This window comes from Stenotrophomonas maltophilia (assembly GCF_025642255.1).
Taxonomy (GTDB): Bacteria; Pseudomonadota; Gammaproteobacteria; order Xanthomonadales; family Xanthomonadaceae; genus Stenotrophomonas; species Stenotrophomonas maltophilia_P.
Map to the genome: position 1 here is coordinate 263,583 of NZ_CP106759.1, position 25,445 is coordinate 289,027.

At 67.7% G+C, this 25,445-nt stretch carries 29 protein-coding genes and 1 tRNA gene; 17 read left to right on the forward strand and 13 right to left on the reverse strand.

What is annotated here, in order from left to right; all coding sequences use genetic code 11:
- Positions 1-18: 18 nt before the first annotated feature.
- Together N8888_RS01135 and N8888_RS01140 are read right to left on the reverse strand one after the other, a co-directional pair.
- Positions 19-807 (reverse strand): M90 family metallopeptidase, encoded by a 789-nt coding sequence (locus tag N8888_RS01135; RefSeq protein ID WP_263176882.1) that lies wholly within the window; start codon positions 805-807, stop codon positions 19-21.
- Positions 774-1,052 carry a hypothetical protein gene (locus N8888_RS01140; RefSeq protein WP_053520154.1) on the reverse strand — a complete coding sequence of 93 codons (279 nt, stop codon included), beginning with the start codon at positions 1,050-1,052 and terminating at the stop codon, positions 774-776. The genes N8888_RS01135 and N8888_RS01140 overlap by 34 nt, the downstream gene beginning before the upstream one ends.
- A 142-nt stretch (positions 1,053-1,194) precedes the next feature.
- Here N8888_RS01140 and birA point away from each other — a divergent pair, with 142 nt between their 5' ends.
- The 5 genes from birA to N8888_RS01165 all read left to right on the forward strand — a co-directional run bounded on the left by birA (position 1,195) and on the right by N8888_RS01165 (position 4,190).
- Complete coding sequence (birA, locus tag N8888_RS01145) at positions 1,195-2,163, forward strand: bifunctional biotin--[acetyl-CoA-carboxylase] ligase/biotin operon repressor BirA (protein ID WP_053520153.1); 969 nt, start codon at positions 1,195-1,197, stop codon at positions 2,161-2,163.
- Positions 2,160-2,891, forward strand: coding sequence for a type III pantothenate kinase (locus N8888_RS01150; RefSeq protein ID WP_263176884.1), 732 nt, complete (start codon positions 2,160-2,162; stop codon positions 2,889-2,891). Before birA ends, N8888_RS01150 begins: the two co-directional genes overlap by 4 nt.
- A gap of 9 nt (positions 2,892-2,900) precedes the next feature.
- Positions 2,901-3,734 (forward strand): SPOR domain-containing protein, encoded by an 834-nt coding sequence (locus N8888_RS01155; protein ID WP_263176886.1) that lies wholly within the window; start codon positions 2,901-2,903, stop codon positions 3,732-3,734.
- A gap of 40 nt (positions 3,735-3,774) precedes the next feature.
- Positions 3,775-3,850: transfer RNA gene (locus N8888_RS01160), tRNA-Thr, on the forward strand.
- 121 nt (positions 3,851-3,971) lie between these two features.
- The gene (locus tag N8888_RS01165; protein ID WP_258391177.1) at positions 3,972-4,190 is read left to right on the forward strand and encodes an addiction module antidote protein; all 219 of its coding nucleotides are present in this window, start codon (positions 3,972-3,974) and stop codon (positions 4,188-4,190) included.
- A 42-nt stretch (positions 4,191-4,232) separates the two neighbouring features.
- Here the strand turns inward: N8888_RS01165 and N8888_RS01170 are convergent, their stop codons facing one another.
- Both N8888_RS01170 and N8888_RS01175 read right to left on the reverse strand, forming a co-directional pair.
- Positions 4,233-4,625: a RidA family protein gene (locus N8888_RS01170; protein WP_263176887.1), complete on the reverse strand. Its 393-nt coding sequence runs from the start codon at positions 4,623-4,625 to the stop codon at positions 4,233-4,235.
- A gap of 122 nt (positions 4,626-4,747) precedes the next feature.
- Positions 4,748-5,152, reverse strand: a complete 405-nt coding sequence (locus N8888_RS01175; RefSeq protein WP_111186496.1) for a hypothetical protein — start codon at positions 5,150-5,152, stop codon at positions 4,748-4,750.
- A 789-nt stretch (positions 5,153-5,941) separates the two neighbouring features.
- Between N8888_RS01175 and rocF the strand changes: the two genes are divergently transcribed.
- The 3 genes from rocF to N8888_RS01190 all read left to right on the forward strand — a co-directional run bounded on the left by rocF (position 5,942) and on the right by N8888_RS01190 (position 7,594).
- Positions 5,942-6,862 (forward strand): arginase, encoded by a 921-nt coding sequence (gene rocF, locus N8888_RS01180; protein ID WP_053520148.1) that lies wholly within the window; start codon positions 5,942-5,944, stop codon positions 6,860-6,862.
- A 158-nt stretch (positions 6,863-7,020) separates the two neighbouring features.
- Complete coding sequence (locus N8888_RS01185; protein ID WP_053520147.1) at positions 7,021-7,158, forward strand: entericidin A/B family lipoprotein; 138 nt, start codon at positions 7,021-7,023, stop codon at positions 7,156-7,158.
- Positions 7,159-7,372: 214 nt separating this feature from the next.
- Positions 7,373-7,594: a CsbD family protein gene (locus tag N8888_RS01190; RefSeq protein WP_019661831.1), complete on the forward strand. Its 222-nt coding sequence runs from the start codon at positions 7,373-7,375 to the stop codon at positions 7,592-7,594.
- 71 nt (positions 7,595-7,665) lie between these two features.
- Here N8888_RS01190 and N8888_RS01195 read toward each other — a convergent pair whose 3' ends face one another.
- Positions 7,666-8,463, reverse strand: a complete 798-nt coding sequence (locus N8888_RS01195) for a hypothetical protein (protein WP_263176889.1) — start codon at positions 8,461-8,463, stop codon at positions 7,666-7,668.
- Between the two features lie 108 nt (positions 8,464-8,571).
- On the opposite strand from N8888_RS01195, the gene N8888_RS01200 reads away from it, so the two are divergent.
- The 4 genes from N8888_RS01200 (at position 8,572) to N8888_RS01215 (ending at position 13,055) form a co-directional block, all read left to right on the forward strand.
- Positions 8,572-9,867 carry a tryptophan--tRNA ligase gene (locus N8888_RS01200; protein WP_111186494.1) on the forward strand — a complete coding sequence of 432 codons (1,296 nt, stop codon included), beginning with the start codon at positions 8,572-8,574 and terminating at the stop codon, positions 9,865-9,867.
- 128 nt (positions 9,868-9,995) lie between these two features.
- A complete protein-coding gene (locus N8888_RS01205; protein WP_053520144.1) occupies positions 9,996-10,286 on the forward strand; it encodes a hypothetical protein in 291 nt (96 codons plus the stop codon).
- 102 nt (positions 10,287-10,388) lie between these two features.
- Positions 10,389-11,321 (forward strand): MBL fold metallo-hydrolase, encoded by a 933-nt coding sequence (locus N8888_RS01210; RefSeq protein WP_053520143.1) that lies wholly within the window; start codon positions 10,389-10,391, stop codon positions 11,319-11,321.
- 81 nt (positions 11,322-11,402) lie between these two features.
- Complete coding sequence (locus tag N8888_RS01215) at positions 11,403-13,055, forward strand: M28 family metallopeptidase (RefSeq protein WP_111186493.1); 1,653 nt, start codon at positions 11,403-11,405, stop codon at positions 13,053-13,055.
- A gap of 3 nt (positions 13,056-13,058) precedes the next feature.
- Here the strand turns inward: N8888_RS01215 and N8888_RS01220 are convergent, their stop codons facing one another.
- Positions 13,059-13,409 (reverse strand): hypothetical protein, encoded by a 351-nt coding sequence (locus N8888_RS01220; protein WP_227255248.1) that lies wholly within the window; start codon positions 13,407-13,409, stop codon positions 13,059-13,061.
- 13 nt (positions 13,410-13,422) lie between these two features.
- Positions 13,423-14,757: an MFS transporter gene (locus N8888_RS01225; protein ID WP_111186492.1), complete on the reverse strand. Its 1,335-nt coding sequence runs from the start codon at positions 14,755-14,757 to the stop codon at positions 13,423-13,425.
- 224 nt (positions 14,758-14,981) lie between these two features.
- On the opposite strand from N8888_RS01225, the gene yedA reads away from it, so the two are divergent.
- Together yedA and rarD are read left to right on the forward strand one after the other, a co-directional pair.
- The gene (gene yedA / locus N8888_RS01230; RefSeq protein WP_053516552.1) at positions 14,982-15,887 is read left to right on the forward strand and encodes a drug/metabolite exporter YedA; all 906 of its coding nucleotides are present in this window, start codon (positions 14,982-14,984) and stop codon (positions 15,885-15,887) included.
- Positions 15,884-16,783 (forward strand): EamA family transporter RarD, encoded by a 900-nt coding sequence (gene rarD, locus N8888_RS01235; protein WP_053516550.1) that lies wholly within the window; start codon positions 15,884-15,886, stop codon positions 16,781-16,783. Before yedA ends, rarD begins: the two co-directional genes overlap by 4 nt.
- Before the next feature lie 72 nt (positions 16,784-16,855).
- Here the strand turns inward: rarD and N8888_RS01240 are convergent, their stop codons facing one another.
- The 4 genes from N8888_RS01240 to N8888_RS01255 all read right to left on the reverse strand — a co-directional run bounded on the left by N8888_RS01240 (position 16,856) and on the right by N8888_RS01255 (position 21,419).
- Positions 16,856-18,178: an ABC transporter permease gene (locus N8888_RS01240; RefSeq protein WP_111186489.1), complete on the reverse strand. Its 1,323-nt coding sequence runs from the start codon at positions 18,176-18,178 to the stop codon at positions 16,856-16,858.
- Positions 18,179-18,191: 13 nt separating this feature from the next.
- Positions 18,192-19,349, reverse strand: a complete 1,158-nt coding sequence (locus N8888_RS01245) for an ABC transporter permease (protein ID WP_053516548.1) — start codon at positions 19,347-19,349, stop codon at positions 18,192-18,194.
- A gap of 14 nt (positions 19,350-19,363) precedes the next feature.
- Positions 19,364-20,053, reverse strand: coding sequence for an ABC transporter ATP-binding protein (locus N8888_RS01250; RefSeq protein WP_053516547.1), 690 nt, complete (start codon positions 20,051-20,053; stop codon positions 19,364-19,366).
- Positions 20,054-20,171: 118 nt separating this feature from the next.
- Positions 20,172-21,419 (reverse strand): efflux RND transporter periplasmic adaptor subunit, encoded by a 1,248-nt coding sequence (locus N8888_RS01255; RefSeq protein ID WP_263176894.1) that lies wholly within the window; start codon positions 21,417-21,419, stop codon positions 20,172-20,174.
- Between the two features lie 201 nt (positions 21,420-21,620).
- On the opposite strand from N8888_RS01255, the gene N8888_RS01260 reads away from it, so the two are divergent.
- From N8888_RS01260 to N8888_RS01270, 3 genes are read left to right on the forward strand one after another with little or no spacing between them, the layout of a single operon-like run.
- Positions 21,621-21,806, forward strand: a complete 186-nt coding sequence (locus N8888_RS01260; RefSeq protein WP_065182016.1) for a hypothetical protein — start codon at positions 21,621-21,623, stop codon at positions 21,804-21,806.
- The gene (locus N8888_RS01265; RefSeq protein WP_263176897.1) at positions 21,803-23,026 is read left to right on the forward strand and encodes a sensor histidine kinase; all 1,224 of its coding nucleotides are present in this window, start codon (positions 21,803-21,805) and stop codon (positions 23,024-23,026) included. The genes N8888_RS01260 and N8888_RS01265 overlap by 4 nt, the downstream gene beginning before the upstream one ends.
- Positions 23,023-23,625: a response regulator transcription factor gene (locus N8888_RS01270; RefSeq protein ID WP_053516542.1), complete on the forward strand. Its 603-nt coding sequence runs from the start codon at positions 23,023-23,025 to the stop codon at positions 23,623-23,625. Before N8888_RS01265 ends, N8888_RS01270 begins: the two co-directional genes overlap by 4 nt.
- Positions 23,626-23,715: 90 nt before the next feature.
- Here the strand turns inward: N8888_RS01270 and N8888_RS01275 are convergent, their stop codons facing one another.
- On the reverse strand, positions 23,716-24,252 hold the full coding sequence (locus tag N8888_RS01275) for a cytochrome b (RefSeq protein ID WP_065182014.1): 537 nt from the start codon (positions 24,250-24,252) through the stop codon (positions 23,716-23,718).
- Positions 24,249-25,352 carry a catalase family peroxidase gene (locus tag N8888_RS01280; protein WP_263176899.1) on the reverse strand — a complete coding sequence of 368 codons (1,104 nt, stop codon included), beginning with the start codon at positions 25,350-25,352 and terminating at the stop codon, positions 24,249-24,251. The genes N8888_RS01275 and N8888_RS01280 overlap by 4 nt, the downstream gene beginning before the upstream one ends.
- Between the last annotated feature and the right edge of the window lie 93 nt (positions 25,353-25,445).

Here is a 25,445-nt window from a genome sequence, read left to right on the forward strand (position 1 = left end):
GCGAACCGATGACATGACTCAGCCGCCCAGCGCCGGTGGTTCACCATAGAAGCGCCGCAGATGCGCGGCGACATCGGGCAGCGCTTCGGCCAGCACGTCCGGAGCGGAGAAGTGGTACTCGCTGGCGACCGCGAAGAACTCCTCCGGTGCTTCGGCGGCATACGGGTCGATCAACGTCTCCTGGCCGGCATCCACCTGCGCGCAGAACGCATCGTAGGACTGCTGGAAGACAGCAGCCCACTCACGTTGCCACGCACGCGGCAGCGGCGGTGTGCCGTCCATCGCGCCATCGAGCGCATCGAGCTTGTGCACCATCTCGTGCACGGCCACGCAGTAGCCCTCGTACGGTGCGGCCAGATCGGCCTGCACGTCGGCCCAGGACAGGATCAACGGCCCGCTGTCCCACGATTCGCCGATCAGCTCGTCGTCCCATTCGTGCAGCACGCCCGCCGCATCCACGTGGCTGCGATGCACGCGGAATGCGTCGGGGTACACGATCAGCTGCGACCAGCCCTGCAGCCCCACCTCGCCGAACTCGAGCAGTGGCAGGCAGCACAGGGCCGCCAGCAGCACGCCGTCGGCGGCCTGCAGCTGCAGGTTGCCGATCGGGGTGATGGTCTTCTCATGCAGGAAGCGCGCCGCCAGCGTGCGCAGCCGGGCGCGTCGTTCGTCGGAAAGCCCCTGCAGCCATGCCGCACGGCGGCAGGCCTCATCCCAGTATGCGTCTTCGATCGGCCGCGGTGCGGGCCGCAGCCACTGCAGCAACGACTTGATCAGCGGAACATTCCCGGCAGGTAGCTGTGCCACTTCGGCGCACGCAGCCGCTGCAGCATGTCCTCATCGCTGCCGCCACCGCCGGTGCTGGTGGCGCTGCTGGCCGCCGGGCGTGCCGGAGCAGGCTTGGCCGTGGTGGTCGATGCCGTCGGTGCGCGCTGCGAGGCGGCATCGCCGTTGGAGGACACACAGGCGCCGCGGCTGTCATCCAGTGCTGCTGTGGCCGACGCCGCGAAGGGCATCGTCAGCAGGATCAGGCAATGGGCATAACGGCGCATTGACGACATCCACGTTAAGGGAAGGTGAGTTCCCGATTCTAGCCCGAACCCGGCACCGGATTGGAAGCCCGCCGCCGGCCCCGTGGCGGGCGTCGCTGGCGGCTTTCCCGCATAATTCCGTCCTGACTTCGTGGAAGCTGCCGTGGACGATCGCCAATTGCTGGCCAAACTCGCTGCCGGTCGCCTGTCCGGCGACGCCCTGGCCCGTGAGCTGGGCCAGACCCGGGCGGCAATTTGGAAGCGCATTCAAGGGCTTAGGGCCGCAGGTGTCGATATCGAGGGCCGTGCCGGCGAGGGTTACGGCCTGACCCGCCCGGTCGAGCTGCTGGACCCGGCGACGATCCGTGCCGCCCTGCCGGCCGATGCCCTGTCCCTGCTGCATGACCTGCAGGTGGCCTGGACGGTGGATTCCACCAATGCCGAATTGCTGCGGTGCAGCGCGCCCCAGCGCGGGGTCAGCGTCCTGCTGGCCGAACGCCAGACCGGAGGGCGGGGGCGGCGCGGCCGCACCTGGGCCTCGCCGCTGGCGGCCCATGTCTATCTGTCGGTGCTGCGCCTGTTCTCCGGGGGCCTTGGCCGGCTGGCGGGGCTGAGCCTGGTTGCCGGCATCGCCGTGGCCGAAGCGCTGCACGATCTGGGTTTCACCCAGGCGCAGCTGAAGTGGCCGAATGATCTGATCGTCGATGGCCGTCGCAAGCTGGTCGGCCTGCTCGCCGAAGGCGGCGGCGAATACGCCGGTCCGGCTCGCGCGGTGATCGGCATCGGCATCAACACGCACATGCCGCCCTCGTTCGCCGAGCAGATCACCCAGCCCTGGGTGGATCTGGACACACTGGCCGGCGCGCCGGTCGACCGCAACATCGTCGTCGCCGCCGTGCTCGCACGGCTGCTGCCGGCGCTGGAGGAATTCGATCGCGAAGGGCTGGCGCCGTTCCTGCCGCGCTACGCCGCCTTCGACATGCTGGCCGGCCGCGAGGTGCGCGTCGAGCTGGAGGGGCAGTGGCAGCACGGCACCGCACTCGGCCTGGCCGATGACGGCGCGCTGCGCGTGAGCATCGACGGCTGCGAGCGCCGCCTGCATGCCGGCGAAGTCACGGTGAGGGCGGCATGAGCGACTGGTTGTTCGACCTGGGCAATTCGCGCTTCAAGTTCGCGCCGTTGCAGGGGGATCGCGCGGGTGACGTACAGGCCTGGGCGCATGGCGCCGAAGGCATGGCCGGGCAGCCGCCGCACAGCCTGCCCAGCGGCGCGACGGCGTTCGTCGCCAGCGTGGCCGCACCTTCGCTGACCAGCGCCATGCTGGACCAGCTGCAGCGGCGCTTCGACCAGGTGCATGTGGTGCGCACCAGCGCCGAATGCGCAGGCGTGCGCATCGCCTACGCGCGCCCGGAGAAGTTCGGTGTGGATCGTTTCCTTGCCCTGCTGGCCGCCGCCAAGGCGCAGCGCCCGGTGCTGGTGGTGGGCGTGGGCACGGCGCTGACCATCGACCTGCTCGATGCCAGTGGCCAGCATCACGGCGGCCGCATCGCCGCATCACCCACCACCATGCGCGAAGCACTGCATGCGCGCGCCGTGCAGCTGCCCGCCAGTGGCGGCGATTACAGCGAGTTTGCCAATGACACCGCCGACGCACTCGCCTCCGGTTGCGATGGTGCTGCGGTGGCGCTGGTCGAGCGCAGTGCGCAGCAGGCGCAGGCACTGCTGGGTGTGATGCCGTCGCTGCTGGTGCACGGTGGCGGCGCGCCCGCGCTGATGCCATTGCTGGACGGCGCCGACTACCACCCCTCGCTGGTGCTGGACGGCCTCGCCCGCTGGGCGGTGCACCAGCCTGCAGGCTAGTATCCGCGCATGCTCACCCGTGCCCTGATCGTCGTCCTGGCCATCCTCAATCTTGGCGTTGCCTGCTGGTGGCTGCTGCGCGATGCGCCGCAGAAGCCTGCGCCGCCACCGCGGCCCGCCGGCGTGGCCGAACTGCGCTGGGTGCCCGGCGGCACCGATGCGGCGGTGGCCGCGCAGGCATCGTCGGAGGCACCGGCGCCAGCACTGGTGGAGCGCGACCCCGCAGCGGCGACCGCCGTGGCGTCCACTCCTGCCCCTGCCGCGCCGGCCAAGCCGCAAGCCGAGCCGGCCAAGGCGCCGGCTGCGGAAGCAACCTCCAGCCCGACGCCAGCGCCGGCGCCGGTCGCACCGCCGGTCGCGCAGGCGCCTGCCGCCAGCGAGCCGCCGCGCTGCATCGCGTTGGGTCCGTTCGCCGATCGTGCCGCCGCCAGCGCAGCGCAGGGCCGGGCCGGCACGCTGCTCAGCCAGGCGCGCCTGCGCGAGCAGCCGGCCGCCAGTGGCAGTGCCCGCTACCGCGTGCTGCTGCCGGCCGCCGCCAGCCGCGAAGAGGCGCAGGCCACGGTCAAGCGCATCGTCGCTGCGGGCCTGGGCGACTACTACATCATCAGCCAGGGTGAGGACGCCAACGCCGTGGCGCTGGGCCAGTACCGCAACCGCGAAGGCGCCGAGCGGCGTATCGCTGCGGTGCAGGCCGCCGGCTTCCAGCCGCGCCTGGTGGCCAGCGGCGACGCCGGCCAGTGGTGGGTGGACGGGCAGCTGGCCGGCACCGCACAGCCTGCGCAGGTGCAGCAGCGCAGCGGCGCCGCCCGGCAACAGTCGCTGGAATGCGCGCGACTGCGCTAGAATCCCCCCACTGCGGCGCTGCCGCCGGTGCGTCACCCATGCCGCTTTAGCTCAGTTGGTAGAGCAACTGTCTTGTAAACAGTAGGTCATCCGTTCGATTCGGATAAGCGGCACCATCCCGCAGTCGCTCGCTTCCGCAGCGTTCTTTCTCCTGCCGCGAATTGCAGCGCGTTTGCCAGGCGCCAGAGTCGCATACGCAGGGCTGTCAAAAAGAAGAGTGAACTCGAAGCATCTGAGGTGGCCACGCATCTCCGTACGCCTGAAGAAATGGCCGCCTATCTCGATGCCTGCATCATTGAAAGCAATGGCGATTCGGCCTTCACTGCCAAGACACTGGGCGATATCGCGCGTGCCCAGGGGATGAGCAAGATTGCACGAGCGACGGGGTTGTCGCGCGTGAGCCTCTATCGGGCGCTGTCCGGCGAGCGGAGTCCTGATTTCGCGACCGCTACCTGAGCGGCACGCGCTCGCGCACACGATCTCCCGGAGGCGGCATGCTCAGTCCGGAATGCGGGCGATCACCTTGATCTCGAAGTCGAATCCGGCAAGCCAGTTGACGCCCACCGCCGTCCAGTTGGGATAGGGCTTCTCGGGGAAGACCTCGCTCTTTACGGTCATGACGGTTCCGAACTGGTTCTGCGGGTCCGTATGGAAGGTGGTCACGTCGACGATGTCGTCAAGCCCGCAACCACCGGCCTTCAGGGTTGCCTCCAGGTTCGCGAAGGCCAGGCGGACCTGCGCCTCGAAGTCGGGCTCGGGCGTCCCGTCGCTGCGGCTGCCCACCTGGCCGGACACGAACAGCAGGTCACCCGACTCGATCGCGGCCGAATAGGTCTGCGAGGTGTACAGGTCCTGCCGGCCGGCCGGGAAAACGGCATTGCGCTTGCTCATGGGATTCTCCAGAAGGGGATCGATGAGCCTCAAGGTAGTCCTCGGCATTGGCCGGATAAACGCCTATAAAGCGCCATCACTATTTGCCAAATCAAAACAATCGGCGGGCGTGGCGGCGCGGCTCATGCCGCGTGCAACTGCAGCTCCACATACTCCGCCAGCCCCCGGCAGGCCAGCAGCAGGCCTTCGCGCGCGCCGTCGCCGATGTCGTCCTTTTCGGCGCCATCCACACGCACGCGCTCGGCGGCGTGGAATACCTCCAGCAGCGTGACCAGGCCGGCGGCGGCGCGGTCGGTACGCGCACGGGTCACGCCCTGGCCTGGGCTGGGTACGGGGCCTTTCCACGGCTGACCATCGGCGGCATCGCCGCTGCGGATACGCTGCAGGCAGCCCACCAGCGTGATCGGCTCAGGCAGATCCACGGCAGCGGAAAGCGCAGCTTCCAACGGCTCTGCCAGTTCGCGGGGCAGGTGCTCGGCGGCATCGCCCAGGGTGGCAAGCAGATAGGGGTAGCGGGGTGCGGTCATGGGACATCCTCATGCGGAACAGAGGCGCCACCCGCAGAGGGTGGCGGACGATGCGTGGCTTCCAAGACCGGAGATCGATGAGCCGGCGGGCACAAGGCCCCCACGCACCGCCCGCCGTAGATCGGCAGACGGATTGCCAGCCGGCGCCACCCCGAGACAGGTGGCGCCGACTGACAAAGCGTATACAGCTTCAATCACACGGGCTTGGAAGTCCCGGCCACCCGTTGTCGGTGGCGATTCATCATGCGCACGCGCAAACACCGCCCGCCAGTCATTCTTTCCAATGACTTCGTGCGATTCGAAAGAAAAAATGAATTATCGCTTTTGACCTGTTTCGCGCGATGTAAAGGCAAAAGCGACATCCTGCGCGAGGCCTTTGCAAGGGCGGAATTCCAGTGATCCCACGCGCGGCAATGGACGCGACATACGCGAAGTAAAGCTGGCTTAACCGGTGCGGCAGACGACGGCAGTCACGATGCTAACGGCAATCGCCGGCAAGCGCAGCGCCGATCCTGATGGTGCTGAAGGATCGGCACTGGCGTAGACGCCTCAGTGCTGCCATCCGCCCGGCCCGGGCGGCCCTGCCATCTGCGCATGCGTCGTCATGGCCCGTCGCTCACGTGCGGGCTGGCTACATCGCCCATACGCGCCCAGCCGTGCCGATTCCGACACTGCGTTGCCGTGCGGTGTTCCGCCACCGCTGACCGCATCTGCCCTGCTGCACCGCCGCGAGTCGTGTCACACAGCTCTGGCTAGACTGTGCTTCTTTTTCCGTTGCAGGAGGCACCCATGGCCCATCCCATTTCCGTCTCGTTGATCGGCGTCCCCACCGATGTCGGTGCCGGCCATCGGGGCGCGCGGCTGGGGCCGGAAGCGCTGCGCGTGGCGGGCCTGCCGGAGGCGCTGGCGGCGCGCGGCGTGGACGTGCGCGACCTGGGCAACCTGGATGGCCCGCGCAACCCGTGGACCGCGCCGGTCGAAGGCTACCGCCATCTGGACGAGGTGGTGGCCTGGAACCATGCACTGATGGAGGCCAGCTATGCCGAGCTGCAGGCCGGGCGCATGCCGATCATGCTCGGGGGCGACCATTGCCTGGGCATCGGCTCGATCACCGCGGTGGCCCGCTGGTGCCGCGAGCAGGGCAAGACCCTGCGCGTGCTGTGGCTGGATGCACACTCGGACTTCAATACCAGTGATGTCACGCCGTCGGGCAACATCCACGGCATGCCGGTGGCCTGCCTGTGCGGGCTGGGGCCGGAGGCACTGACCCGTCTGGGCGGCAGTGCGCCGGCAATCACGCCCGCCCAGGTGCACCAGATCGGCATCCGCTCGGTGGACCCGGAAGAGAAGCGCCTGATCAAGACCCACAAGGTCGATGTCTACGACATGCGCTACATCGACGAGAACGGTATGAAGCGCACCGTGGAGGCCGCGCTGGCCGGAATCGATGACAGCACCCATCTGCATGTCAGCTTCGATGTCGACTTCCTCGACCCGAGCATTGCACCCGGCGTCGGCACCACGGTGCCGGGCGGGGTGAACTACCGCGAAGCGCAGCTGGTGATGGAAATGATCGCCGACAGCGGGCGCATGGGGTCGCTGGATATCGTCGAGCTCAATCCGCTGCTGGACAAGCAGAACGCCACCGCCGAACTGGCCGTGGACCTGGTGGAAAGCCTGTTCGGCAAATCCACGCTGATGCGCGATTGAGGGCATCCCTGAACGGATCGCCGATCCGTTCACGCCCGCTGCACGCCGCAGCCGCCAGATTGCACCTCACGCGGCGGCGGTGGCTTCGGCCCTGCCTGCCGAGCGACAGAACCCCATCCGCGTTGTAGCGGTGAAGCGGCGAACCCAAGGAGAAGCCCATGAAGCGCGTAGTTGCCCTGATGCTGTTGTCGATGTTCTCGGTGGCCATGCTGGCCGGCTGCAACACCGTTGCCGGTGCCGGCAAGGACGTGCAGAAGGCCGGTGAAAAGGTCGAGGATGCCGCCAAGGGCAACTAAGCCCGACGCGGTGTGGAACAGAAAAAGGCCGGGATCTTCCCGGCCTTTTTTTCGTGCGTGTGTATGGCCGCGTAGTCGCCATCGCGTGTGGCGATGGAGTGAACCATTCAAGCAGGTGAGCATGTGTTTCATGAGCGGTTGACCGCCTTTCAACAGCGGATGCGGGAAGCTGCAGTCACGGTAAGAACGCCGTTGCAACCAAGGATTCCCAGCAATGAACAAAGACATCATTTCCGGCAAGTGGTCGCAGCTGAAGGGCAAGGCCCAGGCCAAGTGGGGCGATCTGACCAACGACGATTTCGATGTGGCCGAGGGCAATGCCGAATATCTGGCCGGCCGCCTGCAGGAACGGTATGGCTGGGCCAAGGATCGCGCCGAGAAGGAAGTCCGTGACTTCGAAGACAGCGTGCGCAAGGACTACCCGGACTACAAGTAAGTAGCCGGCGGTAAGCGGTTCCCCACGTCGACGCCCGCACCCTCTGGTGCGGGCGTCGTGCTGTCAGGGACTCAACGTGTCGGCGGATCCGGCACGTAGCGGTTCGGAAACGCCTGCGGCTCGCGCGGCAGGCGCGAAGGCGGGTCGAGCACGATGCCGCGTGCGCGCAGCGCGCGTGCGCTGTCGTAACGCAGCTGCACGACCTGCGCCGGCGTGCGGCTGGCCCGTTCGAATGCGGTATCACGCACCGAGGAGCGTTCGCGCGCGCCGTGACCGGTGCCCAGCGACGGTGCCTGCGACCGCGCTGAGTAGCCGTCCATGCGGCTGGCGCTGGCGTCCGCAGCGGATTCCGCAGCGGCCGGCGCCGGGGCGCCACGGCGCAGCAGCGGCTCCGGTCGGAGCGGCCAGCGACGGGCCTCCTCGAACACCGCCGCGCCGATCACGCCGATGTTGTCCGCACGGCCGGTACGGCTGGCATAGCTGCCACTGGGGCTGCTGAAGACGAACTGCGCCACTTCATCCTGGCTCTTGCGCCAGCCGGTGATGTCGGCGCGCTGGCCGGGGTTGAGCACATAGCCGGTCTGCGACGGGTCGGCATCTTGGCCGGAGATGGCATTGATGCCATCCACCGAGAGCACCACCAGCACCCGCCGCGGGCTGTCGTTGTACAGGCGTACCGCATAGCGATGGCCGCGCTCGCCCGCCACCCAGCGCTGTCCATCGGCTGCATGGCTGCGCAGTTCGGTGCCGCGGTCGCGGTCGATCAGGGTCATCCGCACAGGGCCGTCCTGCGGCATCGGCGGTGGCGGCGGAACCGGGCGGAAGCCGGCCAGGGGCAGGATCAGCAGCAGGGGCAGCAGGCGTTTCATGTGGGAACTCCGGTGGGCTCGGGTGAATGAACGACCCGCAGGCCCTGACGGGGTTGGCCGTGGGCACGGTAAACTGGTTCCGTTCATCGAAGGTTTCCCCACGCAGTCATGACGACCCGAGTCCTTACCGGCATCACCCCCTCCGGCACCCCCCATCTGGGCAACTACGTTGGCGCCATCCGTCCGGCCATCGCGGCCAGCCGCACCCCGGGGATCGAGAGCTTCTTCTTCCTGGCCGACCTGCACAGCCTGATCAAGGCGCAGGATCCGCAGCGCACCCAGCGCGCGACCCTGGAGATCGCAGCCAGCTGGCTGGCCTGCGGCCTGGATCCGGAACACGTCTGGTTCTACCGCCAGAGCGACATCCGCGAAACCACCGAACTGATGTGGTTCCTGACCGCGATCGCCAGCAAGGGCATCCTCAATCGTGCCCATGCCTACAAGGCAGCGGTGGACAAGAACCGCGAGGAAGGCCTGGACGAGGATGCCGGCGTCAGCGCCGGGCTGTTCATGTACCCGGTGCTGATGGCTGCCGACATCCTGATCTTCAAGGCCAACCAGGTGCCGGTCGGTCGTGACCAGATCCAGCACATCGAGATGGCCCGCGACTTCGCCCAGCGCTTCAATCACGTCTACGGCAGGGAATACTTCCCGCTGCCGGAGGTGGTGATCGATGAGCAGGTGGCCACGCTGGCCGGCCTCGACGGCCGCAAGATGAGCAAGAGCTACCACAACACCATTCCGCTGTTCGCGCCGCGCGAGGAGCTGAAGAAGCTGGTGTTCTCGATCCTGACCGATTCGCGCGCACCGGGTGAGCCCAAGGACACCGAGGGCTCGGCGCTGTTCCAGATGTACCAGGCCTTCGCCACGCCGGAGCAGACCGCTGCTTTCGCCCGGGCATTCGCCGAGGGCATCAGCTGGGGCGATGCCAAGCAGCAGTTGTTCGAGCGCATCGACGGTGAGCTGTCACCGTTGCGCGAGCGTTACAACGCGCTGATGGCCGAGCCGGAAAAGATCGAGGCGCTGCTGAAGCGCCGTGGCCAGCAGCTGCGCGAGACGTTCGCGATGCCGCTGCTGGATGAGCTGCGGCACGCCGTGGGGTTGCGCGACCTGTCCACCGCCGGCGACATCGCCAGCGAGGATGCCGGCGCTGCCCGCGTGGCGCCGCCGCAGTTCAAGCAGTACCGCGAGAAGGATGGTCGTTTCTACTTCAAGCTGACCGCCGGCGACGGCACGCTGCTGATGCAGAGCATTGGTTTTGATTCGCCGCGCGATGCCGGCCAGCTGATCGCCGTGATCAAGCAGGCCGAGCAGGGTGATGCGCTGCAGAGCGAGCTGTTCAAGCTGGAGGCGGAGGTTGACGCGGTCCTGGCGGCACTGGCCGCGCTGCGCGAAGATGCCTGAGCGGAGGGTGCTGTAACGCCGGGCCCATGCCCGGCGGCGCTACCTGATGCACCCCGCCGGGCATGGCCCGGCGCTACCGATGGATGTGGAGCCGGGCATCGGGCCCGGCGCTATGGAAGGAGTCTGCGATGGCGTGGTTGTCGCTGCTGCTTTTCCTGCCCTGGTTCGTCGTGCTGGGCAGCCTGTACTGGCTGTTCCCGCGCCAGCCGCGCACAACGCGGCGGCGCCTGTTCGATGGCCTGGTGCTGCTGCTGGCCTTTGTTCTGAGCATCGTGGCGATGCTGTGGGGCCACCACCTGGGCCTGGTGCAGACCGACGCGGGGCCGATCTGGCCGCAGGTGCTGGCGGTGCTCTATGCCTACGGCGCTTTCCTGGCGGTGCTGGTGCTGGCACTGCTGCTGCGACCGCGATGGTTGTAGTCCCGGGGCAGAGCGCGTGCCTCCGACCAAAGCCGCATCGAACCGGTCCTGCCTGCACGCCTACCATGGACGCCTGATTCCGATTCCGCCAGGTGCGTGCCGATGATCGCCGACCCCAGCATCCACACCATCGATACCGGCTTCCAACGTCCCGACTTCGATGCGGCCTACCTGATCGTCGAGAACGGGCGGGGCGCCTTCGTGGACTGTGGCACCGGCCTGTCCGTGCCGGCGATGCTGCGGGCGCTGTCCGATGCCGGCCTGCAGCCCGACGCGGTGGACTGGCTTCTGCTCACCCATGTGCATCTGGACCATGCCGGCGGTGCGGGTCTGTTGATGCAGCAGCTGCCCAATGCCCGGGCCGTGCTGCATCCGCGCGGTGCGCCGCACATGATCGATCCGACCCGGCTGATCGCCGGCGCCACCGCAGTCTACGGCGCGGAAGAGATCGCACGCAGCTATGGCCGCATCGAGGCGATTCCCGAGCACCGCGTCGTGGTGGCCGAGGATGGCCATCGCCTCGATCTTGCCGGACGCGAACTGCTCCTGCTGCATACGCCCGGCCACGCACTGCATCACTACTGCGTATGGGATGCGCGCAGCCGCAGCTGGTTCACCGGCGATACCTTCGGTATCTCCTACCGCGAACTGGACAGCGCGCAGGGCGCCTTCATTTTTCCGACCTCTTCGCCCGTGCAGTTCGATCCCGAAGCGATGAAGGCGTCGATCCAGCGCATGCTCGACTACGATCCGCAGTCGATGTACCTCACCCACTATGGCCGCGTGGAGCAGGTGCAGCGGCTGGCCGGCGACCTGTTCGAGCAGATCGATGCGATGGCGGCGATCGGCCGCCAGTGCGACGAGCGGCCCGACCGCCATCGCTGCCTGCTGGCGGCGCTGCAGGCCCTGTACCTGGAGCGCGCGCAGCAGCATGGCTGTGTGCTGGATGACGCAGCGGTGGTGGCTGTGCTGGCCATGGACATCGAGCTCAACGCGCAGGGCCTGGCCTGCTGGCTGGATCGCGAGCGCCGCTGACGGAGCGGGACTGCGGCCGGCACTGCTGTCACGTTACACTCTGGTGACTTCCCATCCTGCCGTGGTATTGCCGTGAACCCGATGCGCGTGTTGCTGCTGTCGTCCTGCCTGTTCGTGGGTGGCCTGGCCCAGGCGGCCAATGACCTTCCCGGCGGCGGTATCGACCCGCAGGCGCTGTCGCGCCACGTGCGTGTACTGGCGTCGGACGAATTCGAGGGCCGTGCTCCGGCCAGCGAAGGCGAAGAGCGCACCGTGCAGTACCTGATCGAGCAGTTCCGCAGCTATGGCCTGCAACCCGGCGGCGTGGACGGCAGCTGGGTGCAGCCGGTGCCGCTGGTGCGTGCGCAGCTGGAGGGGGCGGCCACGGCCAGCCTGGCGTTGAAGCAGGGCCGCCGCGCCCTGGTCAATGGCGTGGATGTGACCCTGCAGAGCCTGCAGCCGCGCGCCCGGGTGCAGATCAAGGATGCACCGCTGGTGTTCGTGGGCTATGGCATCGACGCACCGGAACGCCATTGGAACGACTACAAGGACATTGATCTGCACGGCAAGATTGCCGTGGTGCTGATCAATGATGCCGATTTCGAGGCCGACGCTCCCGGCGCGTTCGATGGCAAGGCAGTGACCTACTACGGCCGCTGGACCTACAAGTTCGAAGAGGCTGCGCGCCGCGGCGCCGAAGGTGTGCTGATCGTGCACGAGACCGCACCTGCGGCCTATGGCTGGGCGACGGTGAAGAGCTCGGGCACTTCGCCGTTGTTCGATATCGAGCGCAGCCAGGCCGAGGCGATGGCCCAGCACACACCGCTGCGCGGCTGGATGCAGCGCGAGCTGGCCGAGGCGATCTTCGCCGACGCCGGCCTCGATTTCGAGGCGGAGAAGCGCAAGGCGATGCGTGCCGACTTCCGTCCGGTGGCCCTGGACAACGCGCGGCTGAGCGTCGATTTCGCCCTCAAGCGCGAACAGGTGGTGACCCGCAACGTCGTGGCCAAGCTGCCGGGCGGCGAGCACGGCGATGAAGCGGTGATCTTCTCGGCGCACTGGGACGCTTTCGGCATCGGCCAGCCCGATGCGAAGGGCGACCGCGTGCGCCGTGGCGCCATCGACAACGCCACCGGCGTGGCCACCGTGCTGGAACTGGGCCGGGTGTTCGCGGCCGGCCCGCAGCCGCAGCGCACGCTGTACTTCGTGGCGCTGACGGCTGAAGAAAAGGGATTGCTGGGGGCCAGCTACTACGCCGCGCATCCGCTGGCGCCGCTGGACAAGACCGCTGCCGTACTGAACATCGAGATGTTCAGCCCGGATGGGCCGACCCGTGACATCGCTTCGTGGGGCAAGGGCCGGGTATCGCTGGAAGGCGACCTGGAGCGGGTGGCCAAGGCACGCGGCCGCAGCTACAGCCCGGACCCCAACCTGGAGGCCGGTTTCTTCTACCGCGCCGACCATTTCGCCTTCGCCCGGCTGGGTGTACCGGCGATCACCATCGGCCCGGGCCTGGACAAGCTGGACGGAGGCGTGGACGCCGGACGCGCGCTGCGCGAGAAGTACTTCGCCGACTGCTATCACCAGGCCTGCGACGCGTGGACGCCGGGCTGGGATCCCAGCGGTCATGCCGCCGATACGCTGCTGGTCTACGACCTGGGCGCGGAGCTGGCCAACAGCCGGCGCTGGCCGACCTGGGAGAAGGACTCCGAGTTCCGCGCTGCCCGCGACAAGAGCGAGGCGGCACGCCGCTGACGGCTAGCGCCTGCGCAGCAGCGTCCAGGCACCCCATGCACTGGCGGCCAATGCCGCCAGGTAGCAGGTGATCATGGTGCCGAGGCTGACCGTGCGCAGGCCGCTGAAGCGGCCGAGCAGGTTCATCCGCAGCGAGCTGTGACCGCTGCCCAGGTCCACTGCCAGCTGCACTGCCAGCGCGCTGGCGAAGACCAGAAGGGCGATGCCGAAGCCGGTGCGTGGCCAGCGCGCCTTCGCGCCCGGGCGTCGCAGCAGCCAGCCCAGCGTGGTTGCCACCGCCAGCAGCAGGGCGGCCCACATCAGGGGCGTGGCGGGAGATGCGGCAGCCACCGGCATTGCACCGGTGGCTGCCATCAGCACGGCATCCTTACTTGCGGGTGCCGTCGAGCCAGTTCGGGCCCTTGTTGGTGAGGAAGAACACATAGACCACCAACGATACCGCGATGGTGGCAGTGACATAGATGGCGAACCAGTCCACGTGGCCGGTCTTCAGCGCGCCCTGGTACAGCAGCGGGGCCGTACCGCCGAACAGCGAGTTGGCCAGCGCGTAGCCCAGGCCCACGCCCAGTGCCCGAACGTGGGTCGGGAACAGCTCGGCCTTCACCACGGCGTTGATCGAGGTGTAGCCGGTGAGGATGACGAAGCCCAGCGCCAGGGTGAGGAAGGCGAGGGTGGCATCGTGCTGGTGCGGCAGCTGCGTGATCAGGTACCAGCTGTACAGCACGCCGCCCACGCCGAAGAACACCAGCAGGCTCTTGCGCCCGATGATGTCCGACAGCCAGCCGCCGACCGGCTGCAGCACCATCAGGAAGGCCAGCACGCCCAGGTTGATCAGGGTGCCGGTCATCGGGTCGTCGCCTGCGAAGGCGCTCTGGATCATCTTCGGGCCGTTCACCGAGTAGGTGTAGAAGGCAATGGTGCCGCCGGCGGTGATCAGGAAGCACAGCAGCAGCGGGCGCCACTGGTGCACGAACAGTTCGTACATCGAACCGGATTTCTTGGCCTTGCCTTCGCGCGCGGCCTCGATCGAGGATTCTTCCAGCGACTCATCCATGCCACGGCGCAGCCAGAACACCACGACCGCGGCGATGCCACCGATGCCGAAGGCGATGCGCCAGCCGAACTCGGAGATCTCCGGCTTGCCCCAGACGTTCAGCATCAGGAACAGGGTCAGCTGGGCCAGCACATGGCCGCCGACCAGGGTGACGTAGTGGAAGGAGGACAGGAAGCCACGACGGCCCGGAATGGCGGCCTCGGACATGTAGGTGGCGCTCGCGCCGTACTCGCCACCGGTGGCGAAGCCCTGCAGCAGGCGCGCGAACAGCAGGATGATCGCCGCCCAGATGCCGATGCTGGCGGCAGTGGGGGTGATGGCGATGATGAAGGAGCAGAACGCCATCAGCGTGACCGATACGGTCAGGGCCAGGCGACGGCCATGGCGGTCGGCGAAGCGGCCGAAGAACCAGGCACCGATCGGGCGCATCAGGAAGGTCGCGGCGAAGATCGCCCAGACGTACATCGTGGAGTTCTTGTCTTCCGGCGAGAAGAACTGCGACTCGAAGTACACGGCGAACACCGAGTACACGTAGACGTCATACCACTCCACCAGGTTGCCGGCGGAGCCTTTGAGGGTATTGGAGATCGAGCGGCGCAATGCGGCGCCGTCGTTCGCGGGAACAGCAGGGTGGGGCGTGGTGCTCATCTGGGCGGGGATCCTCGATGCGATAGCGTCCGTGCGCGGAAAATACAGCGTCCGACCATGTGGTGGCGCAGCCGGGCAGCCTTCTTGGTACTGCATGACCCGTCAACGCGGGGTGGCAGGCCAGGACAGGGTGCATGGATGGACGACAGCGTGCCACCTTGCGGGGTGCCGGACCATACTCAAAACGTCCTAGAATCCGCCTTCCCCCGGTCCCTTGGTGCGTCATGTCGGCTCCCCCTGTTCCGTCTGCGGCTGCCCCCCGGGGCGGCCTTGTCGTGTTGGCGCTGCTGCTGGTCTACGTGGTCTGGGGCTCGACCTATCTCGGTATCGCCAAGGCCCTGCACGGCGGTGCGCTGCCGTTGACGATGGTTTCTGGCAGCCGCTTCATCATCGCCGGGGGCCTGATGTACCTGGCGCTGCGCCTGTTCTGGAAAATGCCGAAGCCGACGTTGCGGCAGTGGCGCAGCCTGGTGCTCATGGGGGTGACCATGCTGGTGCTGGGCAATGGCATGGTGGTGCTGGCCGAACGCGATGTGTCGTCCGGCCTGGCGGCCACGGCGGTGGCATCGGTGCCCCTGTGGATGGCGCTGTTCTCGGCGCTGCGCGGCCAGCACGCCAGCCGTGGCGAATGGCTGGGCATCGCCATCGGCTTCCTCGGCGTTGTCTGGCTGAATGCGGGCAGCAGCCTGACGGCGACGCCCACCGGGCTGGTGCTGCTGCTGATCGCACCGATCGGCTGGGCCTTCGGCTCGGTGTGGGCGCGCGGCCTGGACCTGCCTGGCCCGTTCATGACGGCCGCCGGGCAGATGATCTGCGGCGGCGTGCTGCTGGTGCTGATCGGGCTGGCGGTGGGTGAGCGGCCCACCACACTGCCCGATACCGGTGGCCTGCTGGCCATGGCCTATCTGTGCGTGTTCGGTTCGATCGTCGCGTTCACGGCCTACGTGTGGCTGCTGCAGAACGTACGCCCGGCGCTGGCCGGCAGCTACGCCTACGTCAACCCGGTGATCGCGGTGCTGCTGGGCGCAGCCCTCAACAGCGAACGCTTCGGCTGGCGCGACGTGCTGGCGATGGTGGTGATTCTGCTGGGCGTGGTGGTACTGACAATGGCAAGGACGCGCAAGCGATGAGCATCGACGAGACAGAACAACGCCGGGGCCTGCTGGTCACCGCATCCACCTTCGTGCTGTGGGGACTGGTGCCGGTGTACTGGCACCTGCTCAATGAAGTGCCGTCGTTCCAGATCATCGCCCATCGCATCATCTGGAGCACGGTGCTGGTGGTGGCCTGGCTGCTGCTCAGTGCGAAACTGGGCTGGTGGCGGAAGATCGCCGCCCAGCCGCGCGCGCTGCCGATCCTGGCGGTGTCGAGCCTGACCATCGCGTTCAATTGGGGCCTGTACATCTGGGCCGTCAATGCCGGCCACGTGATCGAGACCAGCCTGGGCTACTTCATCAACCCGCTGGTGAACGTGCTGCTGGGGGTGCTGGTGCTGAAGGAACGCCTGCGCCGGCTGCAGTGGGTGGCGGTGGGCATGGCGGCGGTGGGCGTGGCCTGGCTGACTCTCGACGCTGGCACGCCGCCGTGGATCGCGCTGGGCCTGGCCTGTTCGTTCGGCCTGTACGGCCTGCTGCGCAAGCTGGTCTCGGTCGATCCCGTAGCCGGGCTGGGCGTGGAAAGCCTGTATCTGTTCCTGCCTGCGCTGGCGTTCGCGGTCTGGGCCGAGAATGGCCACGGTGGCGGATTCTTCAGCGGCTGGGGCCTGCGCAACGATCTGCTGCTGATCTTCGGCGGCGTGGTCACCGCCGTGCCGCTGATCGGTTTCGCCTACGGTGTGAAGCGCATCGCGCTGTCCCTGGTGGGCATCCTGCAGTACATCGCACCGAGCCTGCAGCTGCTGCTCGGCGTGTTCTTCTTCCACGAATCGTTCGACATGGCCAAGGCCGTCGGTTTCGCAGCGATCTGGGCCGGGCTGCTGCTGTTCATCGGTGACAACCTGCGCACGATGCGGGCGGCAAAGCGCTGAGCCGGAAAGCAACGCGGGACGGAGCACCGGCCCCGTCCCGCGTCCGCGCCGCCTCGGATGGCGGCGTACACATCAGGTTTCGCGCAGTGCCGTGGTGATCGGCAGGCGGGCGGCGCGCAGCGCCGGGAACAGGCCACCGACCAGGCCGATGCCCAGCGCCCACTTCAGCCCCGTCCACAGCAGTTCCGGCGATACGTGGAACTTGAACACCACCGCGCTGAAGTTGCTGCCGATGGTGGACACGCTGTAGCCGTTGAACAGCAGCCACGCCACCGTGCAGCCCAGCAGGCCGCCGAGCAGGGCCAGCAGCATCGTTTCCAGCATCACCGCGGTCACCACCGGCAGTCCGCGGAAACCAATCGCGCGCATGGTGGCGATTTCGCGCGCACGCGTGGCCACGGCGGCATACATGGTGTTGAGCGCGCCGAACACCGCGCCCACCGCCATGATCGTACCGATCACCTTGCCGAGGATGTCGATCAGCTTGGTCAGGCCGCCGCCCTGCTTGCTGTAGTACGCACGGGTGGTTTCCACGTCCAGCTTCAGGCGCGGATCGGCGGCGACGGCGGCCTTGAACTGATCGAAGCCCGGCTTGCCCTCGGTACGCACGCTGATCGACTGCCAGGCACTGCGCTGGTACGTGGTGGCCAGGGTATCGGCGTCGGTCCACAGTTCGGAGTCATGCGCATCACCGGTGGCGAACACACCGACCACCGTCCAGGTCTGGTTGCCCAGGGTGAGCGTCCTGCCGACCTCCATGTCGCGGAACTGGCCCTTGGCGCCCTGGCCGACCACGATCTCGCGCAGGCCGGTGGCGAACTTGCGGCCTTCGATGATCTTGACCTTGTCATGCACCGCCCACGCCTGCGGCCCGACGCCACGGAACTGCGCGTTGACGTCGGTACCGTCGGACCTGGAGACCAGGTTGACCACCTGCGAGAGTTCAGGCGACAGCAGCGGCCGTCCCTGCGCATCGCGGCTGATGCCGGGCAGGGTGGACAGGGTCGGTACCTGCTCGCGGGTGATGACCGAATTGGTTTCCGCCTGCGAACCACCGCGCAGCACGATGGCGGTGGTGTCATCGCCGGTGTTGCTGAGCGTGGCCTGGAAGCCTTCGCCCATCGCCAGCATCGCCACCAACACCCCGACCACGCCGGCGATGCCGACCACGATCACCGAGGATGCCCCCCAGCGCTGCGGCAGGCTGGCGATGCCGATGCGGGTGGCGGCCAGGGCCAGCCGCCCGCTGCGGGTCAGCGCCAGCCACAGCCCGACCAGCACCGCCACGGCAAGCACGCCCACCCACGGCAGGCCGATCCATACCGCCAGGCCGATTGCCAGCGCCAGCACGGTCACCGTGTTGCCGAACCACTTCTTGAGCTTGTTCTTGAACATGTCGGTGTCCTCCTCAGCGGCCGGCCAGTGCGTCGACGATCTTCAGGCGCTTGGCGCGCAGCGCCGGCAGCAGGCCGACGACCGCGCCAATCACCACGATCAGGCCCAAGCCCATCAGCCAGGTCGGGGTGGGGATGTGCGGCGGCAGCAGGCCCATGCTCTTCGGTCCGATGGCGGGGAGGATCAGTGCCGCCAGGCCCATGCCGATCAGGCCACCGAGACCGATCAGCAGCACCGATTCGATCATCACCAGTATCAGCACCGTGCTGTCCTTGAAGCCCAGCGTCTTCAGCGTGGCCAGCTCCGGCACGCGCTCGCGTACGGCCTGCGCCATGGTGTTGCCGGTCAGCAGCAGCAGGGTGAAGAACACCGCGCCCATGATCGAGGTGACGATCATGCCGATGTCGGCAAACTGCTTGACGAAGGCCTGCTGGAACGCCGATTCGGTCTGGGTCTTGGTTTCGTGGTCGGAGTTGGCGGAAATCGCATCGATGGCCTGTGCCACCCGCGAAGAATGGTCGGGGTTGTCGAGCGTCACCGTGTACCAGCTGACCTGGTTCTTGATGTAGTCGTTGGACTCATCGAAGTATTTCCAGTTCATCATCAGCTGGCGCTCTTCGTTGGAGGCCTGCGCCGGATCCTTGGAACGGAAGATGCCCTTCAGTTCCAGCGGCCAGTCGTTGCTGCCGCCGCGCGGGAAGATCGTCGCCTGCAGCGGGATGGTATCGCCGACTTTCCAGCCGAACTGCTTGGCCAGGGTCTCGCCGACGATCGCACCGGTGCGGGTGTTCTTCCAGTCTTCCAGCTGCGCCGGGTCGATCTGCAGTTCGCGGTAGACGTCGAAGTAGTTGGGCGATACCGAGAAGTTCGGGAAGAAGTTCTTCGGATCCTGGTAGATGCCGCCGAACCACATGCCATAGGCCACGTCGCGCACGCCCGCCACCTGGCGGATCTGCGTTTCCAGGCGGATCGGCAGCGACTGGGTGATCGACAGGCGCGAGGCCACCACCAGGCGGTTGGCCCCTTCCACGCTGCCACCGGAGGTGAATGCCACGCGCACCGAGTCGAGCATGCCGAACAGGAGGAACGCGGCCACCACCGACAGCAGGGTCAGCAGGGTCCGGGTGCGGCTGCGGAACAGCTGCGCCCAGACCAGAGAGAAGTATTTCATCGCTGTGGCCTCCGTCAGTGGGCCAGCGGCGCGTCGGCCAGCTCGCCCTTGTCCAGGTGCACCGTGTGCGTGGCGTACTCGGCGGCCTTCGGGTCATGGGTGACCATGATGATGGTCTTGCCGTGTTCGCGGTTGAGCTGCTGCAGCAGGCCCAGGATCTCCTCGGCGGACTGGCGGTCGAGATCGCCGGTGGGTTCGTCGCAGATCAGGAAGGTCGGGTCGGAGACGATCGCACGGGCGATCGCCACGCGCTGCTGCTGGCCGCCGGACAGCTCGTTGGGACGATGGTTGCGGCGGTCGGCCAGGCCGACCAGGGTCAGCGCGATCTCGGCGTTGCGGCGGCGCTGCGCGGCATTGAGATGGGTCAGCAGCAGCGGCAGTTCGACGTTCTTCTGCGCGGTCAGCATCGGCATCAGGTTGTAGAACTGGAACACGAAGCCAACGTGGTGGCTGCGCCAGGTCGACAGCTGGCCACCGCTCATCTGATCGATGCGCTCGCCTTCGATGCTGATCTCGCCGCCGCTGGGATTGTCCAGGCCACCGATCAGATTGAGCAGGGTGGTCTTGCCTGAACCGGACGGCCCCATCAACGCGACGAAGTCGCCGCGGGCGATGTCCAGGTCGATGCCGTGCAGCACCTGCACCTTCTCGGGGCCGCGCTGGTAGGTCTTGGTGATGTTGCGCAGTGAAACCAGGGTCGACATGGGTGGTTCTCCACGTAGGCGGGAAACGGTGACGCACCCCGGCTGCCGGCCGGGCATGCGTGGAACGGTGTCGTTGTCGAACGGTGCCGCTGGCGGCGCCCCGGAAGGCGCCGTGCCGCTACTGCGTTTGCTTCTGCTGGACCCGGGTGCCATCGCGCAGGGTGTCCGGCGGGTTGACCACCACCAGCTCGCCGGCATTCACACCCTTGAGCAGCTGGCGATCCTTGCCCATGGCCTGGCCAGCCTGGACCGTGCGCTGCTGCACGCGGTTCTCGTCGCCGAGCACGAAGGCCACCGATGCACCCTCGCGCTCGACCACCGCGCCTGCCGGCACACGCACGCCCTGCGGCTTGGCTTCAGCCTGCGGCGCTGCCTGTTCCAGGAAGCTGACCCGCACGCCCATCTCCGGCACGATGCGCGGGTCCTTCAGCTTCAGGGCCACACGCACCTTCACCGTCGCCTTGCCCCGGTCGGCGGTGGGGATGATGGCGATCACCTCGGCCGGAATCTTCCATTCCGGATAGGCATTGAGGATGGCTTCCACCGGCATCTTCGGTTGCACGCGGCCGATGAAGGCTTCGCCGACCTCGACCTCGATCTCCAGCGAATCCATGTCGACGATGGTGCCGATGCCTGTGCGGGTGAAGCCACCACCGGCCGACAGCGGCGAGACGATCTCGCCCGGCTGTGCCGCCTTGGCCGTGACCACGCCGGAGAACGGCGCACGCACGATGTTGTTGTCCACCCCAAGGTCGGCGATCGCCAGCTGGTCGTTGGCCACCTTCACGTTGCGCTGTGCGGTTTCCAGCTGCGCGCGCAGGCTGTCGCGCTGGGCCACGGCCTGGTCGTACTGCGAGCGCGAGACCAGCTGCTGCCCGACCAGCGCCTGCAGCCGGCTGGCCTCTGCCGCCGCCTGCCTCTGCTGTGCCTCCAGTCCGGCCACCTGGCTGCGTGCGGCCTGCAGCTGCGAGGCATACAGACTGCGCTGCGCATCGGCATCGATCGGGTCGAGGGTGGCCATGATCTGCCCCGCCTCCACGCGCATGCCTTCTTCGATCATCACCTCGCGCACCTTGCCGGTGATCTTGGCCGACACCGTAGCCATGCGCCGGGCGACGACATAACCACTGGCATCGAGGACCGAGCTGCTGGCGCTGCCCTGCTGGATGGCGACCGCCGGTGCGGTTTCCACCTGCACGGCCGGTGTGCGGCCGAACAGCGCGAAGGCGCCTGCGGCCAGGAGCAGGATCACCGCGATCACGGCAATCCACAGCCAGCGGCGCCCGCCGCCGCCACCACCAGAGGCAGGCGGCGGTGACTTGCGTTCGATACGGAGTTCCTTCAACAGCTCGGCAGAAGCGTTCATTCGTTCCATCACAGGCGTTCGGGCGGGTGTGACCGGAAGGGCGACAGCGGCGGTTCCGGCAGTGGAGCGTGCGGCACAGCATGACGGCAGGCACGGGGATGACGGCAGTGACAGCTGTCATCCGATGACCTTGACGGTGGCAACTGCGAAACGTGACCAAGGGGGCGCAGGATGGCAACGTCCCCGCTACCGGTACCGCCCATGGCTCCGATCGCCCCGTCGCTGGCTGGCCTGCAGCAGGTGCAGGTGCGTCGTAACGGCGCCGGCAAGAGTACCGCGATCAGCGGGCTGTTGCGCCTGCGCAGGCCTGGCGGAGGGCAGCGCACGCGGCCGGCAGGGCCGTGCTGGCGCGCCCGCGCCTGCGCAGGATCGGCTGAACTGGCATGATCGGCAGCGATCGTTCCCGCCTGGACCCTCCCGTGTCATCGAGCTGGCTGGCCTCCCTGCTGCGCCCTGCGCCGGACTCGGCGGTCGCCGACACGCTGCGACGTGGCAAGTCGCCCTGGAGCGAGGCGATCCATCTGCTGTGGTCGGTGTGGATCTTCCTGACCCCTCTGCTCGGCCATGGGTTCACCCTGCGCTGGCTGCTGCTGACCCTGGCCAGCTACCCGCTGTTCCTGCTGCTGTACGCCAAGGTGCTGGTGTCGCCCCGCCACCACGCAACCCGTTATGCGCTGGGTCTGATTGCAATGGCCCTGGTCCTGCTGCCCTGGTATCCGTCCGGGCTCACCTACTTCGTGTTCGGCTGCGTACTGATGCGGGTCAGCGGGCGTGGTGGCTGGTGGCGGTACCTGCTGCAGTTGACCGGTCTGAACATCGTGTTCTGCGTGGTCGCGCTCGCGTTCGAGTATCCCTGGCAGAGCCTGGTGTGGATTCCGGCGGTGTCGTACATCGTCGGCCTGGTCGTCAATGTCGAGGCGCTCAACCAGGAGAAGGAGGCGGCCCTGCAGCTGTCGCAGGAGGAAGTACGTCGCCTGGCGGCGACCGCCGAGCGTGAGCGGATCGGTCGCGACCTGCACGACCTGCTGGGCCACACCCTGTCGCTGATCACCCTGAAACTGGAGCTGGCACGCAAACTGCACGATCGCGGCGACGCGCGCGCGCGGCAGGAGATTGGCGAGGCCGAGGCCATCGCCCGCGAAGCGCTGGCGCAGGTGCGCAGTGCGGTCACCGGCATCCGGGCCAGCGACCTGGCCGGGGAGCTGGCCTCGGCGCGGCTGCTGCTGGAGTGCCAGCAGGTGCATCTGCAGTACGCGCCGCCGCCGCCGATGCCGGTGGAGGTGGAGCGTGGCCTGGCGCTGGTCCTGCGGGAGGCCGCGACGAATATTGCCCGCCATGCGCAGGCGACACAGGCGCGGGTGGACTTCATGAAGGAAGGAAAAGTACTGGTGATGCAGATCCGCGATGATGGCCGGGGTGGCATGCAGGCCGAGGGCAATGGACTGAGCGGCATGCGTGAGCGCACTGCGGCGCTGGGCGGGTATGTCACCGTGCAGTCTCCGCGCGGCGAGGGCACGGTGCTGAGCGTGCGCGTGCCGCTGTCGGCGGCCACTGTCCCGTTGCCGCCCGCTGCACCCGCGCCGGTGGCGCAGGATGGCGCGGCATGATCCGCATCCTGCTGGCGGAAGACCAGGCCATGGTGCGCGGCGCACTGTCCGCATTGCTCAGCCTGGAGGCGGACATCGAGGTGCTGGGCAGCGCCGCCGATGGCGAGGCCGCCTGGCGCATGCTGCAGCAGCTGAAGCCGGACATCCTGGTGACCGATATCGAGATGCCCGGACTGTCAGGGCTGGAACTGGCCCAGCGCATCGCACGCCACGAACTGCCCATCAAGGTGGTGATCGTGACCACCTTCGCGCGCGCCGGTTTTCTGCGCCGCGCGCTGGACGCAGGCGTGCTCGGCTATCTGCTCAAGGACGCGCCAGCGGAGAACCTGGCCGATGCACTGCGCAAGGTGAAGCAGGGCGTGCGTGCGATCGACCCACAACTGGCACTCGATGCCTGGTCACAGGCGGACCCGCTGACCGACCGCGAGCGGCGCGTGCTGCGCCTGGCGGGCGAAGGACGGACTGCCAGCGAAATCGCCGAGCAGCTGGGGTTGTCGCACGGCACGGTGCGCAACTACCTGTCCGAGTGCATCGGCAAGCTGGGCGTGGCCAACCGGATCGAGGCGTACCGGCTGGCACGGCAGAAGGGCTGGCTGTAGCGGAGTGGCTCGACCCTTTTGAGCCGAGCCATGCCCGGCGGCTCCCGAGGGGTTCCCTGGCCCACGAGCGATCGACAGGCCGCAGTCGCGTCAGTCCTTCCCGCGCGCCATCGCCTGGAACACGCCATCGCGGCGGACCCACAGGTGGAAGAGGGCGGCACCGACATGCATCAGCACCGTGGCGAACAGCACGTAGGCCAGCAGGCTGTGCGCGCTGCGCAGCGCTGCATACAGTGCCGGTGTGTGCGGCACGATCGGTGGCAGGTGCAGTCCGCCCCCCAGCACGATGGGGTAGCCTCCCGCGGACAGCATTGCCCAGCCCACCAGCGGCATTGCCAGCATCAGCGCGTACAGCATCCAGTGCGATGCCTTTGCCGCCATCACCTGCCACACCGGAAGATCGGCCGGCAGCGGCGGCGGCCGATGGCGCAGGCGGTTGTACAGGCGCAGCAGCACCAGCACGCCGATCGCGATGCCCAGCGGGCGGTGCAGGTCGAGCAGCATCGGCCGCAGGTGCAGCGAGGCGACCATGGTCACGCCGATGAACAGCATGGCGATGATCATCACCGCCATCGACCAGTGCAGTACCCGCGCCAACAGGTTGAAGTGGCCATTGCCGGTACTCATCGTGCAGCCTCCTTCGGTTGCGCTGCCGCTCCGGCCGCGCGCTCGCGCTCGCGCCGGTTGAACGACTGCGAATAGACCGCCGACCGCGCGGCCAGGATCGGATCATCACTGCCGCGGATGCCGCTGGGCAGGATCAGCGGGTCGAAGTTCAGCTCGCCGCAGGCGCCCTGTTCCTGCGACTGCATGCGCTCCAGGCTCAGCACGCCTGCCACCACCGTTTCCCGCGCGTCCGGCCAGGGTACCGACGGGTCATCGATGGCGTCCCCCGGTTCGGCGATGCTGACCACCAGGTCCCATTGCACCGGGCCGGCCGCCAGGCGGCGCTGCAGGTCCTGGCTGAGGAAATCGACATCGGCGCGCTTGCGGGCGTCGGCATCAAGCTCGGCGACCGGCGTGCGGGGCTGCCACTGCCAGCGCACGGCGCGTCTCTGGCCCTGCGCATTGGTGAACCAGAAGCTGTTGACGCTGTTGAAGCGGGTATTGGCCCAGCTGTCGGTCCACGGCGCGGTCCGTGCCCATTGCTGGAACGCCTGCGCGCTGGGGTACTTGGCCAGCACCGCCGCCATCTTCTGCGGGTCGGGCTTGCCGGTCGCCGGATCGGGGATCTGCGCCTGCGTCTGTTCGAAGAAGGCCTCCGCCGTCGGCACCGCGAAGAACGGGAAACTGTTCATCGCCATCCGCCATTCCTGGCCATCGTCGCTGACCAGCTGCAGGGCGATGCTGCGCACCCGGGCGCTGCCATCGGCCCCATGGGGATCGCCACCACCGATCGACAGGCGGCCCAGCACCGGTACCCGGGCCTGCGAGAACACGCGCGCGCTGGACAGCGTCGGCGCCTGTGCACTGGGTGCGAACCAGCCACTCACGCACACGCCCTTGCTGTGCGCACGGCGGAACCCGGGATGGGCCGGGCCGGTGGCCTCGATGGTGTCGGTGAAGCGTTGCGCGGTGAGGCGGTGGCCGACCCAGCCGGCCAGCCAGGCAAAGCCCAGCGTGATCCCGCCAAGAATCAGGGCGATCAGCGCGATCCAGGGCAGCGGCGAATGCCTGCGCGGTGCGCGCGGCCCCTGGCCGGCGCGGGTGTAGCGGAAGAGCGACATGGTCGGAGTCCTGCCTTCACGGAATGTGTGGGTGGTCGACCGACACATCCTCGCAGAACCCGACCGTGGCCGGAATTCAATTTTTCGTCACAA

Bases quoted from the DNA above. Each gene is read 5' to 3' on its own strand.
- N8888_RS01250 (WP_053516547.1), bottom strand. From the start codon at position 20,053: ATGTCGACCCTGGTTTCACTGCGCAACATCACCAAGACCTACCAGCGC.
- N8888_RS01155 (WP_263176886.1), top strand. From the start codon at position 2,901: ATGCTCACCCGTGCCCTGATCGTCGTCCTGGCCATCCTCAATCTTGGC.
- N8888_RS01140 (WP_053520154.1), bottom strand. From the start codon at position 1,052: ATGCGCCGTTATGCCCATTGCCTGATCCTGCTGACGATGCCCTTCGCG.
- N8888_RS01175 (WP_111186496.1), bottom strand. From the start codon at position 5,152: ATGACCGCACCCCGCTACCCCTATCTGCTTGCCACCCTGGGCGATGCC.
- N8888_RS01185 (WP_053520147.1), top strand. From the start codon at position 7,021: ATGAAGCGCGTAGTTGCCCTGATGCTGTTGTCGATGTTCTCGGTGGCC.
- N8888_RS01150 (WP_263176884.1), top strand. From the start codon at position 2,160: ATGAGCGACTGGTTGTTCGACCTGGGCAATTCGCGCTTCAAGTTCGCG.
- N8888_RS01200 (WP_111186494.1), top strand. From the start codon at position 8,572: ATGACGACCCGAGTCCTTACCGGCATCACCCCCTCCGGCACCCCCCAT.
- rarD (WP_053516550.1), top strand. From the start codon at position 15,884: ATGAGCATCGACGAGACAGAACAACGCCGGGGCCTGCTGGTCACCGCA.
- N8888_RS01255 (WP_263176894.1), bottom strand. From the start codon at position 21,419: ATGAACGCTTCTGCCGAGCTGTTGAAGGAACTCCGTATCGAACGCAAG.
- N8888_RS01205 (WP_053520144.1), top strand. From the start codon at position 9,996: ATGGCGTGGTTGTCGCTGCTGCTTTTCCTGCCCTGGTTCGTCGTGCTG.
- N8888_RS01195 (WP_263176889.1), bottom strand. From the start codon at position 8,463: ATGAAACGCCTGCTGCCCCTGCTGCTGATCCTGCCCCTGGCCGGCTTC.
- N8888_RS01210 (WP_053520143.1), top strand. From the start codon at position 10,389: ATGATCGCCGACCCCAGCATCCACACCATCGATACCGGCTTCCAACGT.
- N8888_RS01225 (WP_111186492.1), bottom strand. From the start codon at position 14,757: ATGAGCACCACGCCCCACCCTGCTGTTCCCGCGAACGACGGCGCCGCA.
- N8888_RS01275 (WP_065182014.1), bottom strand. From the start codon at position 24,252: ATGAGTACCGGCAATGGCCACTTCAACCTGTTGGCGCGGGTACTGCAC.
- N8888_RS01220 (WP_227255248.1), bottom strand. From the start codon at position 13,409: ATGGCAGCCACCGGTGCAATGCCGGTGGCTGCCGCATCTCCCGCCACG.
- N8888_RS01245 (WP_053516548.1), bottom strand. From the start codon at position 19,349: ATGAAATACTTCTCTCTGGTCTGGGCGCAGCTGTTCCGCAGCCGCACC.
- yedA (WP_053516552.1), top strand. From the start codon at position 14,982: ATGTCGGCTCCCCCTGTTCCGTCTGCGGCTGCCCCCCGGGGCGGCCTT.
- N8888_RS01280 (WP_263176899.1), bottom strand. From the start codon at position 25,352: ATGTCGCTCTTCCGCTACACCCGCGCCGGCCAGGGGCCGCGCGCACCG.
- N8888_RS01260 (WP_065182016.1), top strand. From the start codon at position 21,621: ATGGCTCCGATCGCCCCGTCGCTGGCTGGCCTGCAGCAGGTGCAGGTG.
- N8888_RS01215 (WP_111186493.1), top strand. From the start codon at position 11,403: ATGCGCGTGTTGCTGCTGTCGTCCTGCCTGTTCGTGGGTGGCCTGGCC.
- N8888_RS01190 (WP_019661831.1), top strand. From the start codon at position 7,373: ATGAACAAAGACATCATTTCCGGCAAGTGGTCGCAGCTGAAGGGCAAG.
- rocF (WP_053520148.1), top strand. From the start codon at position 5,942: ATGGCCCATCCCATTTCCGTCTCGTTGATCGGCGTCCCCACCGATGTC.
- N8888_RS01170 (WP_263176887.1), bottom strand. From the start codon at position 4,625: ATGAGCAAGCGCAATGCCGTTTTCCCGGCCGGCCGGCAGGACCTGTAC.
- N8888_RS01270 (WP_053516542.1), top strand. From the start codon at position 23,023: ATGATCCGCATCCTGCTGGCGGAAGACCAGGCCATGGTGCGCGGCGCA.
- N8888_RS01265 (WP_263176897.1), top strand. From the start codon at position 21,803: ATGATCGGCAGCGATCGTTCCCGCCTGGACCCTCCCGTGTCATCGAGC.
- N8888_RS01240 (WP_111186489.1), bottom strand. From the start codon at position 18,178: ATGTTCAAGAACAAGCTCAAGAAGTGGTTCGGCAACACGGTGACCGTG.